A 13661-nucleotide genomic window follows, 5' to 3' on the forward strand; every position below is an offset into this window, starting at 1 on the left:
TTAGCTCAAGCCAGCCCAGTGCAGAAAGGTGGTGCCGCTGAAGGCTTCGATCAACAGAATCGCCACAAAGCCGACCATGGCGAAACGGCCATTGATGCGCTCGGCATAGCCACTCCAGCCAAAGCTGGGGATTTCGCTGGTGGTGGCACTGGTTTTCTGCTCAGCGGCAGCGTTGGAATCAGGTGCGCTAGCCATCAGCGGTGGTTGGGATGCAGTGGTTCTTAGCTGGTCGTGGGGGCTGGGCGCCAGCCGGCGGGCCTAGGCCGCTTCTGGGTCGTAGTTCACCGCTGGCATCAAACGCCAATCGCCATTGCCCTCGAGTTGCAGCACGTTGGTGTGGAAACTCTTCAGCGATGGCCGGTGCCCCACGCTGATGAAGGCCAAATCGCGCTCCACCAGGAGCTCGTAGAGCAGCTTCTCGGTTTTGACATCCAAGGCACTGGTGGCCTCATCGAGCACCACGTAGCGCGGTGAGTTCAGCAGCAGGCGGCCAAAAGCCAGGCGCTGTTGCTCACCCAGCGACAGGATGCGGGGCCAGTCCTGCTTGATGTCCAGGTCGGGGTAGCGGCTCACCAGCTGCGGCAGGTTCACCTGCTCCAGCACGCTGCGCAGCTGGGCATCACTGAAGCGCTCCTCATCGCTGGGGTAGCAGAGCTGCTCGCGCAATGAGCCCAGCAGCATGTAGGGCTTCTGGGGAATAAACAGCAGATCGCCGGTTTCGGGGCGTTCCACGGTGCCCCGCCGAGGGCTCCATAGGCCGCTGATCATCCGCATTAGGGAGGTTTTGCCGCAGCCGGAAGGGCCCACCACCAACATCCGCTCGTGGTCGTTGACGCTCAAATTGAGATCGCGGATGACGGGCAGCTCTCCTTTCGGCGTGTAGAGATCGGCGTGGCGAATCACGATGCCGCCACCGGACTGAATGATCTGGTTGCTGGGGTCAAGCGGCTGGGTGCTGACCTCTTCCACCTTCGATTGGAAGCCCTCCAAACGACTGATGCCGGCAGTGAATTTGGCCAGCTCTTCGATCTGGTTAACGATGAAGAACAGCGAACCTTCCACCATTCCATAGGCGAAGGACGCTTGAACGAAACCGCCGTAATCCACCTCACCCATAAAGAAGGCCGGAGCCATCACCAAATACGGGAAGAAGTTGCCCGCGTAGTTGGTGGTTCGGCGCATCACATCAATAATAACTCGCCAATTAATGATCAGGTTGAAGTTACGAATGACCGTGTCAAGTCGCCTACGCGTCTCCTGTGACTCTGGTTCTTCGCCAGCGTAAAAAGCGATCGATTCGGCGTTGTCGCGAATGTGCACCAGGCCGTAGCGGAAGTCGGCCTCGTAGCGCAGTTGGTCGAACTGAAGCCCAACCAACTTGCGCCCAGCAAGAATCAATAAGGTGGTAGCCACAGCGGAATAGCCAAACAGGCTGAACGTGAGCACCTGGCTGATGCTCCACAGAATCAGGATGTTCAGCGAGAAAGTCAGCAAAGCATCGAAGATGCCGATCGTGAATCCAAGGCTTTGGAAGGTGAATGCATAGGTATCTTCTGTAATTCGTTGGTCAGGGTTGTCGACGTCAGTTGCTTGTTCGTCATTTGGATTGAGGACGTAATAGGCTCGGTTGCTCATGTAATCGCCAATCAGCGACTTCGAGAGCCAATCACGCCAGATATTGCTGAGTTTGTAGGTGAAAAAGAACTGTGAAATGCGTATCGGAAGTGCCACCACAAAGCAGGCGGCATAGATGATCAAGATCCGATAGAAGTTCGCTTCTTGCTTCTCCACCAAGGCATTGGTGAGATCGCGGGCAATGAAACCGATGCCAGCGTTGATGCCATTCACCGAAAGCAGCATCACAACGATCACGCCCAGCAGCAGCCAGTGCAGCCAGCGCCGCTGACGCAATTGCTGGCGGAACGCCACAAAGCTGGCGGCTCCCAGGATAAAGAGGCAGACAAAACCAATGCCCCACCAGGAGCTCCAGATCCCGCTGATCGTGGCGGCAACGCCGCCGAAGTATTTCTCGGTTAGCGCCGGCTGCAGCTGCTCCAGGCTGCGGATGATTCCGGTGAGCAGGGCAAGCACCAGCCCGCCAACGCAGAACAGCAGCGAAACCAACAGCCACAGAAACTGCCAGCCACTGGCTTGGTCCAATGGCAGGAAGAACGGCTGGGAGAGGTGGCGCAGCTTGCTGAGCTGCTGGCGCAGGGACTGGAGAGGACCTGCAGCGACGGTCGCGGTCATGGCCGCATTCTCGCCGTCAAACGGCTTATCCGGGCGGCCAAGCCAGCGGACGGCCACCAATCACATGCACATGCAGGTGAAAGACGGTCTGACCAGCCTCAGCGCCGGTGTTGATCACGGTGCGCCAGTCCTGCAGGCCGGCCTCCTTGGCCACCTTGGCGGCCACCAGCAAGAGGTGCCCCAACAGGGCGCTATCGGAGGGCTGGGCTTCTTTGAGGCTGGGGATGTGTTGGCGCGGAATCACCAGCAGGTGCACGGGGGCTTGCGGCTGAATATCGGCAAATGCAATGCAGTGCTCGTCCTCATGGATCCGCTCAGCAGGGATCTCGCCGCGCAGGATGCGTCCGAAAATCGTTGGGTTGTTCTCAGCCATCGGGCCTGTTCGTAAACCAGCACAGGTTTCCCGAAACGCTCCGGGACGCTTCAATGTATGTCCGTAGTTCGTGGCTGTCAGGCCGTTTCCATGCTGCACAGGCAGTTTCAAGAGGAACTTGCGCAGCGGCGTCGCGGTCCCATCCGCAAACGCCTGGAGCCCGATTGGCAAGATGCCGGCATGAATCTGCTGGATTCGGTCAACCGCTTGGCTGATCTGATGGACGAAGCCGAGCAGCGCCTGGATCCCAGCCGCCGCACCGAATTGCACGACTACACCGAAGCTTCGATTCGCCGCCTTGAGCGGCTGCGCTACCGCCTGCAGCAGCGCAACAGCTGAGCCCCAGCGGGGAGTCATGGCAGCAGCGTTGGGCCATCGCCTGTGCTCGCTTGCTGTGGTGCGGCTGCCCTGCTGGGGTTAGAAGCCCATCCTGTTGCTGTTGAGGTCGACCTCGCTCCGGGTTTGCCGGGGTTCCAGCTGGTGGGGCTGAGTGATGCCAGTGGCCGCGATGCCCGTGAGCGGGTCCGTTCAGCCCTGCGCAACAGCGGCTTTCGGCTGCCGCAAAGCCGGGTGGTGGTCAGCCTTGCTCCAGCGGATCTGCCCAAACAGGGAGCCGGCTTTGATTTAGCGATTGCTTTGGCGTTGCTGGTCGCCTCCGGTCAGCTAGATCCTTCGCGGCTGCAGGCCCATTGGGCTTTTGGTGAGTTGTCTCTCGATGGGAGCCTGCGCCCTGTTCAGGGGGTTTTGGCTGTTGTTTTGGCAGCGCAGCAGGCTGCCGCCTCAGGTTTGATCCTTCCGCAAGCCAATGCCAGCGAGGCGCCGGTGCTCGACGCGCTGCCCCTGTATCCAGCCAGCAGCCTCAGCGCTGTGGTGGCGGCGTTGCAAGGCCGAGCCTCCTGGTCCTCCCGGCCCCAGCTGCATCCATGCCAGCCGCCTTTCGTAGGGGTTGATCTGCAGCAGGTGCTCGGCCAAAGCCAGGGACGCCGCGCTGCTGAGCTGGCGGCGGCCGGTGGGCATCACCTGTTGCTGGTGGGACCACCAGGCTGCGGCAAAACCATGTTGGCCTCGGCCTTGCTTGGCCTCCTGCCTCCGCTGGATAACGAGCAGGCCCTGATGGTGAGTCACATCCACACGATGGTGGGCCTGCGATCGGCTGGAGCTCCGCTGCTGCACCACCCCCCCTTTCGCGCGCCGCACCACAGCAGCACAGCCGCAGCCTTGGTGGGTGGGGGCCTTGGTCCCAGGCCTGGTGAGCTCACCCTCGCCCATCACGGCCTGCTGTTTCTCGATGAGCTGGCGGAATTTCGGCGCCCTGTGCTCGACCAGTTGCGGCAGCCCTTGGAGAGCGGTGAGGTGCTCATTGCTCGCGCCAAGCAGGCCCTGCGTTTTCCCTCCCAGACGTTGCTGGTGGGGGCCACCAACCCTTGCCCATGCGGCTGGTGGGGGGATCCACGTCAGGGCTGTTGCTGCGGACAGCACCGCCGGCAGCAGTATTGGAACCGCATCAGTGGTCCATTGCTGGATCGCTTTGATTTGCAGGTGTCCTTGCGCAGTGATGCCTGCGCCAGCCCATCCAGCAGCCCGCCAGAGGCCACCGCCGTGGTGGCGCGGCGGGTTCACAGGGCACGCCAAAGGATGCGGCAGCGCAATCCGTCGGGTCGCTGCAATGGGCGCTTAACGGCAGCCCAGCTCAACGGCTGTGTGCAGTTGAGCCCCCAGGCCGAAGGCTGGTGGAGGGATGAGCGGCTGGCTCACCTGTTGAGCGGGCGCCGGCGGCATCGTCTGCTGGCGGTTGCCCAAACCCTGGCGGATTTGGCGGCGAGCCCTGTGGTGGAACCGCAGCATTTGGCTGAAGCCCTGTTGTTTCGCTCGCTGGAGCGCTCAGTCGCCCGTGATGGTGGTCTCGACCCAGGCTTGGCCGGGCGGCCTGGTGTCGCAGCTGATTGAGCCATCGGCGCCGGGAGCGCAATTCACCTCCAGATGGGTGTCGGGATCCCAGGGGTCCTGGTTGTAGATCAGGCGCTGATTGAGCACCTCAGCCCGTGCCAGTGGCCCTGCCAACAACAAAGCCAGCGTTGTCAACAACGCTGGCATCAGGGCGCCTAGTGGCCGTCTTTGTGGGGATGGTGCCGGAAGGGCTGCATGCCGATGAGCGGCGGCTGGTGCAGTTTTTCCTGGCGAGGGTCGCCAAAGGCGTGCTCGATGGCTTCGCCCCACCAGGCGCGGACGGAATGAAACAGGTTGCCCATGGGGACCTCCTGAATGGCTTATTTCCAGTTTGTGCACGTCAGCACCAAAAAAAAGTGCCGTCAGAGTAAACGGCACAAAAGGTTGTTTTGGGCTGCAAAAACTTGATGTTCAGCGGCGACGACGACGCTGTTGCAGTTTGCGCTTGTACTTCTCCACGGGGGTTTCGTGGTGGCGCAGACGCTTCAGGTCAGCAAAGATCCCGGCCTTGGACACCTGGCGCTTGAAGCGGCGTAGGGCCGATTCAATCCCTTCGTTTTCACCGACGGTCACCTGGGTCATAAGAACCGGCTTCGCTTTCGCTCGTTTGAACGCTCAATCTTACCAATCACCCTCGCCTCATTCCTGATCGCGGCGAATCGGCAGGCTTTCGTTGTGCACATAGAGGTGGCCCAGGGCCCGCTCGCCGTAGTGGCGGCGCTTCAAGCTCCAGCCTGGCTCGAGTTTCAGCTCCACATAGCCGTCGTCGATGCCGCCGGCCCTGGCCATCACCACTTCACCGCCGTTGGGACCGGTGCTCATCAGCACGATGTCCTCTTCCAGGATCTCCACGCGCAGGCGCATCGCTGAGCCGTAATCAATCTCGCCAATGCGCACGGAATAGCCATTGCTGTCCATGTAGCGGCCACAGATCCCTGTGAAATCAAAGGTGGCCAGCAGCGGCTTCACCGTGGTGGGGGCATTGCCCTCACGGCTAAAGCAGGGACGGGTGTCTTTCTTTTGCTCGTAGATATTGAGCTGGGCGCCGCCACTAGGAATCGGGGCGGCCACCAGGACGAACTGGGTGGTCTCCACCTCTTTGGCATCAAACAGTCCTGCTTGAGCTGGCTGGCTGAGCAGGGCAGTCGTAGCGCTGGCCAGTCCCACGAGGGCAGGGGCGAGGCGGCGAAAGGCAGACAACACAGGCAGTAATCAGACCGGTTTGAACTGATCGTAAAAGTCAGATTCAGCCTTGCCCAGGGGCATTAGGCCGGTGTGTTGAGGCGAATCGCGACAAGAAGTGATCCAGCGCAACCAGGCAGCGCGCCGATCAAGATTCCGCGCGTCACACCAATGCCAAGGTCGGGATCGCCGTAGGCGAGCTCGAAGACGCAACCGGTTGCTGCAATCCCAAGAACGCAAGCCAGGGCCAGGAACAGGCCGGCCAGGGGTTTCATCGGCATGGGATCAAGCGACAGGCTTCACATCATTGCGGTCGAAGCCGAGCCGCTGCAGCTCACCGCTCAAGCTCAGCTCATCGCTGACCCGATCCACGAACAGCACCCCATTGAGATGGTCCATCTCATGCAGGATGCAGCGGGCCATCAGGCCATCGGCTTTGCGCCGTTGCGGCCGGCCGAGCTCATCGCGGTATTTGACGTCGACCTGACTGGGGCGAACCACATTGAGATAGACGCCGGGAATGCTGAGGCAACCCTCTTCGTAGGTGTCGAGGGCTCCGCTGGTGGCCACGATTTCAGGGTTAATCAGCACCAGGGGAGGGTTGGCAGCTTCCTCTGGATCGAGGTCGATCACCAGCAGTTGCTGGTGGACTCCGACTTGCGGTGCTGCCAGTCCAATGCCGTGGGCTGCATACATGCTGCGCAGCATCTCCCGCGCCAGCTCCCGCACCTGTTCATTGACTTTGCTGATGCGCTTGGCGGGTTTGCGCAATTCGTTGGATCCCAGCGTGTGGATCTTGGGGCTTTCAGGCTGCTCCTCTCCCTTGGGGACCATCACCGTGGAGGCCTGCCGTTCGGATTGGCGCGCCATCGCGGCAAAGTTCAGGGACAAAACCGCTTCGCTAGAGAGATTGCATCCTAGGCAGCAGTGTCGAGATCTCTGTGGCGGTTCGTTCTGAAGCCATTGCAGCCCTGCCCGTTGATCAGGTGATGGGGCGAGATCGCGCCTGCAAAGAGCCTCTGCTGCTGGGTGAGCAGTTGTTCTGGGCTGAGCACCGCCCCGACCAAGGTGGCCGCACCACCTTGATGCGCCAGGTGGCGGCGGGGGCCGCACCGCAAGATCTCACTCCAGGCCGCTGGAGTTTGCGCAGCCGGGTCCATGAATTTGGTGGGGGCCTGTTTTGTGCCAGCAGCGAGTTGGCTGTCTTTATTGAGGCCCGCAGCGGGATTCCCCACGCCGTCTCCTTCAGCCCTGGTGCGCAGCCCAGGCCTTTGATCAGTGGACCCTCTGATGAGTGTGGGCGCTACGCCGATGGCCTGATTGATACGCAGCGCCAGCGTTGGCTGGGGGTGCGTGAAACCACCAGCTGCGATCAGCTGGTGGCGCTGCCCCTCTCAGGCGGTGAGCCCCAGGTGCTGCGCCAAGAGGCGGATTTTTGCGGCTATGCCGCCCTCTCTCCAGCGGGTGATCAGTTGGCTTGGCTGGAGTGGTCGCTGCCTGCGATGCCGTGGGAGCGCACTGAACTGTGGTGCTCGCCCATCGATGCCGCCGGTGAGCTGTCGCATCCGCAGCGGATTGCTGGAGGCGATGGCTGTGCTGAATCCTTGTTTCAGCCCCTGTGGAGTAGCGCTGGTGAGCTGCTGGTGGCCTCCGATCGCAGTGGCTGGTGGACGCCCCAGCGTTGGTGCCCTGATCAGCAACCGGCCTGGCAGCCGCTGCCGCTGCCGCAGGCCTGTGAAACCGCCATGCCCCAGTGGGTTTATGGCATGCGCACCATGGCCGCCAGCGAAAGCGCCCTGCTGGCCTTGGCCTGCGCCCAGGGGGAATGGAGCCTTTGGCAGTACCCCTGGCAGCAACAGCAATGGCGGCGCATTCCCCTGCCGTTGAACGAGCTCAGTGGCCTGACGGCCTCCTCCCAGCGGGCGGTTTGCTTGGGCGCTTCGGCGACGCAGCGCACAACCCTGTTGGAGTTGGATTTGGCAGCAGCCAGCCATCACCCTCTACAGCCAGCGGCCCCTTTACCCCAGGGGCTGGTTCGCATTAGTGAGCCCAGGGCTCTGGAGTTTGTCGGCGGCGATGGACAGAGCAGCCATGGCTGGTATTACCCCCCCACAACCTCAGAGGCAGGCCCAGCGCCATTGCTGGTGAAGGCCCATAGCGGACCCACCGGCATGGCCCGCACTGGGCTGAATCTGGCGATTCAGTTTTGGACCAGCCGCGGTTGGGGGGTGGTTGATGTCAATTACGGCGGTTCCACCGGTTTCGGCCGCGCCTATCGCCAGCGGCTCGATGGTCAGTGGGGCGTTCTCGATGTGGCCGATTGCGCTGCAGCCGTGGCCCATTTGGTGGAGCAGGGGCTCGTTGACCCCCAGCGGGTAGCCATGGAGGGAGGCAGTGCGGGCGGTTTCACGACCCTGGCGGCCCTGATTCGTGAACCGGTTTTCCGCGCCGGGGTCTGCCGTTATCCGGTGTGTGATCTCGAGGCACTCACCAAGGACACCCACCGCTTTGAGTCGGGGTATCTCGATGGCTTGATTGGTCTTTGGCCACAGCAGCGCAGCCGTTACGACGAGCGTTCACCGCGCTCCTGCAGCCATCAACTCCATCGCCCTGTGCTGTTTATCCAGGGGTTGCAGGATCGGGTGGTGCCCCCCGAGCAGGTGGAGCAGATGGTGCAAGCCTTGCGCTGGCGGGGCCTCTCCCCAGAGCTGATGCTGCTTGAGAGCGAAGGCCATGGATTCCGCTCAACCTCGGTTCAGCGTCAGGTGCTGGAGGCCACCGAGCAATTTTTGCGGCGGGTGTTGCCCCAGCGTTAGCGATCAACTCCCTGTAGCAAGTCGCTCAAAGCCCTGCTCCAACTGGGATCGCAGGGGATGCTCACGCGCCGGGCCAGGCTCGTGGCGATGTGCTTTTCCTGGTAAGCCGCCTCATTGCTGAACACCGTCACCTGGTCTGGCTCTCCGCTGAAGGGAATCACGGTGCCATCGCCTTGTTGAAACAGGGGCGCTCCTGGTTTCAGTGGCGTCCAATCACTCTTTAGGCGTGCTGGGTGCAGGCAAGCCGTGGGTTGGCCGCTGCTGTCCCTGGGGAGATCAAGGCTGCCGCTATGGCGGTGAACGCGCAGGGGAGAGCGCAGCTGAAGATGGCCCTGGCTGGCCTCATCCAGCAGATCCAGCAGGGTTTCCAACCCCAGCTGTGTTTGCTGGCAAATCACTGGGCTAATCACTCCTTGGGGCACTGGCCCCACCTCCAAGACCAACCCGCAGGGCCAAGCTTCTGCCATGAAACCGGTTTGATCCGGATCGTGTTCGTGTTGATAGATCGGTAGCCCCAACCGTTCTTGGCAGGCAGCAGCCAGGGCGAGATCGGCAGGACGGCGGCCATAGACCACCAAGCTGTTGCCCATGGCGGCTGTGGTGCTGTGCAGATCGATCACCACCTGGCAGGGCTTGGTTCCTTGTGGCCCAAAGCTTTGGACCAACTCCCTGGCTCGCTGCACTTCCCACTGATCAGCTGGGCTTGGCTGGGCTTGCAGGAGATCGCCTCGAAAACTGCGATTGAGATCGCGATCGATGTAACGCCGGCAGCACTGCAAAGCCCTGGGATTTCCCAGGGCTGTCTGCACCTTCAGCCTGGGCCGTTGGAGCGCCGCAAAGCTCGGCCCCCATTGCTGCAGCAGCCAGGGGGCATTGCATTCGTTGCCATGGGTCCCGCCGACAACAAGAACGGAGGCCACCATGGCGGCAGGGCTGCTTAGCCCACTTTGGCTTTTCCGACCCCCAGTTCGCGCAACTCCTGAGCGAGTCCGCTGAGCACCTTCTTGGCGTCGCCAAACACCATCGAGGTGTTGGGGCGCTCAAACAGGCTGTTTTTGATGCCGGCATAACCAGCGCTCAGACCTCGCTTCACCACAAACACCGTCGTGGCTTCCTCCACGTTCAACACGGGCATGCCGTAGAGCGGGCTGGAGGAGTCGTTGCGGGCCTGGGGGTTCACCACATCATTGGCGCCCAGAACAATCACCACGTCGGTGCGCGGGAATTCGGGGTTGATCGTTTCCATTTCGATCAATTGCTCGTAGGGCACATCGGCTTCCGCCAGCAGCACGTTCATGTGCCCTGGCATGCGCCCGGCCACCGGGTGGATGGCATAGGCCACATCAATGCCTTGGGCTTCCAGTAGCTCGGCCACTTCCCGCAGGATGTGCTGGGCCTGGGCCACCGCCAAGCCGTAGCCAGGTACGAACACAACCCGTTGGGCTGTTTCCAGAGTCAGGGCGCATTCTTCAGCGCTGCAGGAGGTGATGCCCTGGTATTCGCCTTGGTCGGCAGCGCTAGCGCTGGCGCCAAGGGCACCACCAAACAGCACGTTCACCAGCGAACGGTTCATGGCATTGCACATCACCTGCGTGAGGATCAGGCCTGCCGCACCAACCATGGCGCCGGCCACGATCAGCATCTGACTGCCCACCACAAAACCGGCTGCTGCTGCAGCAACACCGGAATAGGAGTTCAGCAGGGAGATCACCACGGGCATGTCGGCCCCTCCGATGGAGAGGGTGACGCCGATGCCCAGCAGGCTGGAGCCAATCACCAGCAGCCAGAGGCCTTGATCTCCACCGCTTGCGATTAAGGCGATGGCAGCCACCAGGGAGACGGCCGCCAGGCCGATGTTGATGACATGGCGCAGCTTGCTCTGCATCCAGGCCGGTGTGTCCAGCCAACCCTGCAGCTTGCCCATGGCCACCACCGAGCCGCTGAAGGTGATCGCACCTACAAACACCGACACCACAATCGAAATGCCGGCAACGAGGGCTCCTGTGCCCTCACCATCGCTTCCAGCCAGTGGATCGAGAGCCACGCCAAGGGCCACCAACAGCGAGGACATGCCGCCGCAACCGTTGAACAGCGCCACGGTTTCGGGCATGGCCGTCATCGGCACCCTTTGCGAGGTGATGGCGCCCAGCAAGCCACCCACCACGGTGCCGCCGATGATCCACAGCCAGGCACTGGAGTCGATCCCGCTGGTGCTGAGGAAGTTGATCAACACGCCCAACACGGCCAAAGCCAACGCGACGGCCGAGATTTGATTGGCGGCGCGTGCCGAGCGCACCTTGGATAGCCCTTTGATGCCCAGCGCGAGGAGCAGGACAGCGACCAGCTCGATCGCGTACTTGATTACGACAGCGGCAGTCATCAGCGCTTCTCCTTCTGGCGAGCGGGTTTACGGCTGAACATGGCCAGCATTCGATCGGTGACCAAAAAGCCGCCAATCACGTTGAACAGGGCAAAGCCCAGGGAGACGGCTCCCAAGGTCATCAGGCCGCCATTGCCACTGGAGCCGGCCTTGATGATCAAGGTCAGGGCCGCCAACACGGTGATTCCTGAAATGGCATTGGCGCCACTCATCAGAGGCGTGTGCAGGGTGGGAGGCACCTTGCCAATGAGCTCGAGCCCCAGCAGGCTGCCGAGGAGCAACACCCAGAGGGCGTCGTTCAGGGAAAGAGCGTCGTTCATGGGGTCATCTCGCTTGAGGTGGCGCGCTCAGGCACCAGATCCGTGCGTCGCAGATTGCCATCCAGGCTGATCAGGCTGGGAGCTAGGAGCTCATCTTCGCTGTCGAGCTTGAGGACACCTTCTTGATCGATCAGCGCCTCCAGCAGCGACATCAGGTTGCGTGCATACAACGAGCTGGCGTGGTGGGCCACGCTGCCGGGCAAGCGATCAGCACCAATCACCTTCACCCCGTGGTGCTCCACGGTTTGGCCGGCTTGGCTCAGTTCGCAGTTGCCCCCCTGAATCACGGCCAAATCAACGATGACGGCCCCAGGGCGCATGGCGGACACCATGGCGCTGGTGATCAACATCGGCGCTGGTCTTCCGGGCACTTGAGCCGTGCAGATCACCACATCGGCTTGGTTGAGGTGTTCGCTCAATCCCGCCCGTTGGGCATCGAGAAACGACATCGTGGCTTGCTTCGCGTAGCCGCCGGATTCACCCGGTACGCCTTGCTCTGGAGGCGGAATAAAACGAGCGCCCAGCGATTCCACCTGCTCTTGTGCGGCAGCGCGTACATCACTGACGCTGACGACAGCGCCTAAGCGCCTGGCAGTGGCAACGGCTTGCAGCCCGGCCACACCAGCTCCAATGACCACCACCTTGGCTGGCTGCACCGTCCCGGCCGCCGTCATCAGCATTGGCATGAAACGATCCAAATCCGCCGCTGCCAGCAACACCGCTTTGTAGCCGGCGATGTTGGCTTGGGAGGAGAGCACATCCATCGCTTGCGCCCGGCTGATCCTCGGCAGCAGCTCTAGGGAGATGGCTGAAAGCTGGCCTTTTTCCAGTTGATCGAGTAACGCATTGTTGTTGTGGGGCGCCAGCTGACCAATCACCACGGCACCTGGCTTGAGCGCTGCTGTGTTGTCGCCCAGCGGGCCCACACTCAGAACGATGTCGCTTTGCGACCACGTCGCGCGGTCACCGGGGTTAACCAAGTCAGCTCCGGCCGCCGCATAGTCCTCATCACTGAAGCCAGCCTGCCGCCCAGCGCCGCGCTCAACGCAGCATTGGACTTGCCGTCCAGCAAGACGTTTCACCACCTCTGGGCTGCTTGCCACCCGGGTTTCCCCGGCATCCCACTCCCGGGGGATCAAAACCTTCACCATCGAGTGCGGCTCGTCTGCCCCCCTATCTATATGTGATGGCGTGCCCATCTGTGTGTGGAGATGGCCGCCTGAGTCACCAAACCTTGCCGGGGTGGATACCCTTGAAAGTGAATTGATTGATCGCGCGATGAAATCCATCGACGAGCACATCGCCAAGGATGAGAACGAGATCCTTGCGGCCAAAGCTCAAGGCGATGAAGGCAAAGTGCGCCACCTCGAGGGCGAGCTCCAGGACCTCAAAGTGTTCAAGGAGCACCACCCTGGCGACAATCACGACCCCACCTCGCTCGAGATGTTCTGCGAGAACAATCCCGAGTCCCCTGAGTGCCGGATTTACGACGACTGATCAACGCGTGATCAGTACTCCTCGTTGAAAGCTCTGGGGGAAACCGGTGCGTCGGTCATCCGGCAGACCACCGCTTCCTCCGGCTCCATCTCCACAACCTTGATGACGGGGCGCCCCAAGCGGCGCAGGACTTCCACATCAGCCATGGTTTGGCAGCGGGCCAAGAGCGTGCCCTCACCGTCGTAGCAGCAAAAGAATTTCACGAAACCAAAGACCCGTGGGCTCACTCCTGTTATGCCCACAGCCTTTGATCTCGGCAACGCAAGTCTTTCTGAAGGATCCTTTTGAATCAGGGGCCTTCAGCCAAACGCCGCATCAGTAGCAAGTCACTGTGCGGATCGTTGGGGCAAAGCCACTCCCTGTATTCCTCAAAGAGACGTTCGCCCCCCGCGTGATCGCCGCTCCCATGCAGTTGCTGAATCCGCTGCCGCACCTGAGGCAGGCGCGACTGCAGCAAACCCAGCGGATCGCCGGCTGAAGAGCAGCTCGCAGAAACGTCGGGCAAAGGCAAGACCGTTGCAATCCCTCTGCGATAACCCAGGTCCTGGCGAGGACGCCAGTCAATTTGTTGACAAGCGATGCCCTTGTGCTATGTTTCGTTGGTGGGCAGTTGAGCTGCGCTCGTTTCTTGATGTCTGGTTTCGGCCAGAGCTTCGGATCCGACGCTTTGCTACTGTTCCTCAGCCGTCGAAAGACGGTTGTGCGTCGTCCAGACGCCCTCGCCCTTTCAGTTCTCTGAAAACGGCGATCCGGCGCTCTGATACGCCGAAAGGCGATGCACCTGGACAACCGAAAAGCTTAAGGAACCGACGCTTTTGTCGCGTTTCTTTCACCAGAACGCTGTTCTGGCTTTGAAAGGAACGATTTCGCGACAAAGGTGTGAGGTCCCGTCAAAA

At 61.5% G+C, this 13661-nt stretch carries 19 protein-coding genes; 4 read left to right on the plus strand and 15 right to left on the minus strand.

Annotated features, from left to right (window positions below; genetic code table 11):
• The 3 genes from SynMINOS11_RS01800 to SynMINOS11_RS01810 all read right to left on the minus strand — a co-directional run bounded on the left by SynMINOS11_RS01800 (position 1) and on the right by SynMINOS11_RS01810 (position 2623).
• Entirely contained in the window at positions 1-195 is a 195-nt protein-coding gene (locus SynMINOS11_RS01800) for a chlorophyll a/b-binding protein (RefSeq protein ID WP_186549488.1), read from the minus strand.
• Positions 196-258: 63 nt separating this feature from the next.
• Complete coding sequence (locus tag SynMINOS11_RS01805; RefSeq protein WP_186549496.1) at positions 259-2250, minus strand: ABC transporter ATP-binding protein/permease; 1992 nt, start codon at positions 2248-2250, stop codon at positions 259-261.
• A gap of 25 nt (positions 2251-2275) precedes the next feature.
• Positions 2276-2623, minus strand: a complete 348-nt coding sequence (locus tag SynMINOS11_RS01810) for a histidine triad nucleotide-binding protein (RefSeq protein ID WP_043736484.1) — start codon at positions 2621-2623, stop codon at positions 2276-2278.
• A 90-nt stretch (positions 2624-2713) separates the two neighbouring features.
• Between SynMINOS11_RS01810 and SynMINOS11_RS01815 the strand changes: the two genes are divergently transcribed.
• Both SynMINOS11_RS01815 and SynMINOS11_RS01820 read left to right on the plus strand, forming a co-directional pair.
• Positions 2714-2962: a hypothetical protein gene (locus SynMINOS11_RS01815; RefSeq protein ID WP_043736487.1), complete on the plus strand. Its 249-nt coding sequence runs from the start codon at positions 2714-2716 to the stop codon at positions 2960-2962.
• Between the two features lie 42 nt (positions 2963-3004).
• Entirely contained in the window at positions 3005-4570 is a 1566-nt protein-coding gene (locus SynMINOS11_RS01820) for a YifB family Mg chelatase-like AAA ATPase (protein ID WP_186549498.1), read from the plus strand.
• On the opposite strand, the gene SynMINOS11_RS01825 is transcribed toward SynMINOS11_RS01820, so the two are convergent.
• From SynMINOS11_RS01825 to def, 6 genes are all read right to left on the minus strand, one after another.
• On the minus strand, positions 4505-4717 hold the full coding sequence (locus tag SynMINOS11_RS01825) for a hypothetical protein (RefSeq protein ID WP_186549500.1): 213 nt from the start codon (positions 4715-4717) through the stop codon (positions 4505-4507). The two genes, SynMINOS11_RS01820 and SynMINOS11_RS01825, sit on opposite strands and share 66 nt — an antisense overlap.
• A gap of 8 nt (positions 4718-4725) precedes the next feature.
• On the minus strand, positions 4726-4872 hold the full coding sequence (locus tag SynMINOS11_RS01830) for a hypothetical protein (protein WP_186549502.1): 147 nt from the start codon (positions 4870-4872) through the stop codon (positions 4726-4728).
• A 109-nt stretch (positions 4873-4981) separates the two neighbouring features.
• Entirely contained in the window at positions 4982-5152 is a 171-nt protein-coding gene (rpsU, locus tag SynMINOS11_RS01835) for a 30S ribosomal protein S21 (protein ID WP_011934770.1), read from the minus strand.
• A 57-nt stretch (positions 5153-5209) separates the two neighbouring features.
• Positions 5210-5773 (minus strand): DUF3747 domain-containing protein, encoded by a 564-nt coding sequence (locus SynMINOS11_RS01840; RefSeq protein WP_011934771.1) that lies wholly within the window; start codon positions 5771-5773, stop codon positions 5210-5212.
• A 62-nt stretch (positions 5774-5835) separates the two neighbouring features.
• A complete protein-coding gene (locus SynMINOS11_RS01845) occupies positions 5836-6033 on the minus strand; it encodes a hypothetical protein (protein ID WP_011934772.1) in 198 nt (65 codons plus the stop codon).
• 4 nt (positions 6034-6037) lie between these two features.
• The gene (def, locus tag SynMINOS11_RS01850) at positions 6038-6643 is read right to left on the minus strand and encodes a peptide deformylase (RefSeq protein ID WP_011934773.1); all 606 of its coding nucleotides are present in this window, start codon (positions 6641-6643) and stop codon (positions 6038-6040) included.
• 50 nt (positions 6644-6693) lie between these two features.
• On the opposite strand from def, the gene SynMINOS11_RS01855 reads away from it, so the two are divergent.
• Entirely contained in the window at positions 6694-8568 is a 1875-nt protein-coding gene (locus SynMINOS11_RS01855; RefSeq protein WP_370586175.1) for a S9 family peptidase, read from the plus strand.
• Here the strand turns inward: SynMINOS11_RS01855 and SynMINOS11_RS01860 are convergent.
• The 4 genes from SynMINOS11_RS01860 to SynMINOS11_RS01875 are packed head-to-tail and all read right to left on the minus strand — an operon-like array spanning position 8565 to position 12419.
• Positions 8565-9491, minus strand: coding sequence for an aspartoacylase (locus SynMINOS11_RS01860; protein WP_186549504.1), 927 nt, complete (start codon positions 9489-9491; stop codon positions 8565-8567). The two genes, SynMINOS11_RS01855 and SynMINOS11_RS01860, sit on opposite strands and share 4 nt — an antisense overlap.
• A 14-nt stretch (positions 9492-9505) precedes the next feature.
• Positions 9506-10948, minus strand: coding sequence for an NAD(P)(+) transhydrogenase (Re/Si-specific) subunit beta (locus SynMINOS11_RS01865; protein ID WP_186549506.1), 1443 nt, complete (start codon positions 10946-10948; stop codon positions 9506-9508).
• On the minus strand, positions 10948-11268 hold the full coding sequence (locus SynMINOS11_RS01870; RefSeq protein WP_186549508.1) for an NAD(P) transhydrogenase subunit alpha: 321 nt from the start codon (positions 11266-11268) through the stop codon (positions 10948-10950). The genes SynMINOS11_RS01865 and SynMINOS11_RS01870 overlap by 1 nt, the downstream gene beginning before the upstream one ends.
• Positions 11265-12419: an NAD(P) transhydrogenase subunit alpha gene (locus SynMINOS11_RS01875; RefSeq protein ID WP_186549510.1), complete on the minus strand. Its 1155-nt coding sequence runs from the start codon at positions 12417-12419 to the stop codon at positions 11265-11267. The genes SynMINOS11_RS01870 and SynMINOS11_RS01875 overlap by 4 nt, the downstream gene beginning before the upstream one ends.
• 127 nt (positions 12420-12546) lie before the next feature.
• Between SynMINOS11_RS01875 and SynMINOS11_RS01880 the strand changes: the two genes are divergently transcribed.
• Complete coding sequence (locus SynMINOS11_RS01880; protein WP_043737696.1) at positions 12547-12765, plus strand: CP12 domain-containing protein; 219 nt, start codon at positions 12547-12549, stop codon at positions 12763-12765.
• Between the two features lie 11 nt (positions 12766-12776).
• On the opposite strand, the gene SynMINOS11_RS01885 is transcribed toward SynMINOS11_RS01880, so the two are convergent.
• Positions 12777-12968: a hypothetical protein gene (locus SynMINOS11_RS01885; protein WP_011934780.1), complete on the minus strand. Its 192-nt coding sequence runs from the start codon at positions 12966-12968 to the stop codon at positions 12777-12779.
• Positions 12969-13054: 86 nt separating this feature from the next.
• Positions 13055-13270, minus strand: coding sequence for a hypothetical protein (locus SynMINOS11_RS01890; RefSeq protein WP_186549512.1), 216 nt, complete (start codon positions 13268-13270; stop codon positions 13055-13057).
• Positions 13271-13661: the final 391 nt, after the last annotated feature.

Source organism: Synechococcus sp. Minos11 (genome assembly GCF_014279855.1).
Classification (GTDB): Bacteria; Cyanobacteriota; Cyanobacteriia; order PCC-6307; family Cyanobiaceae; genus RCC307.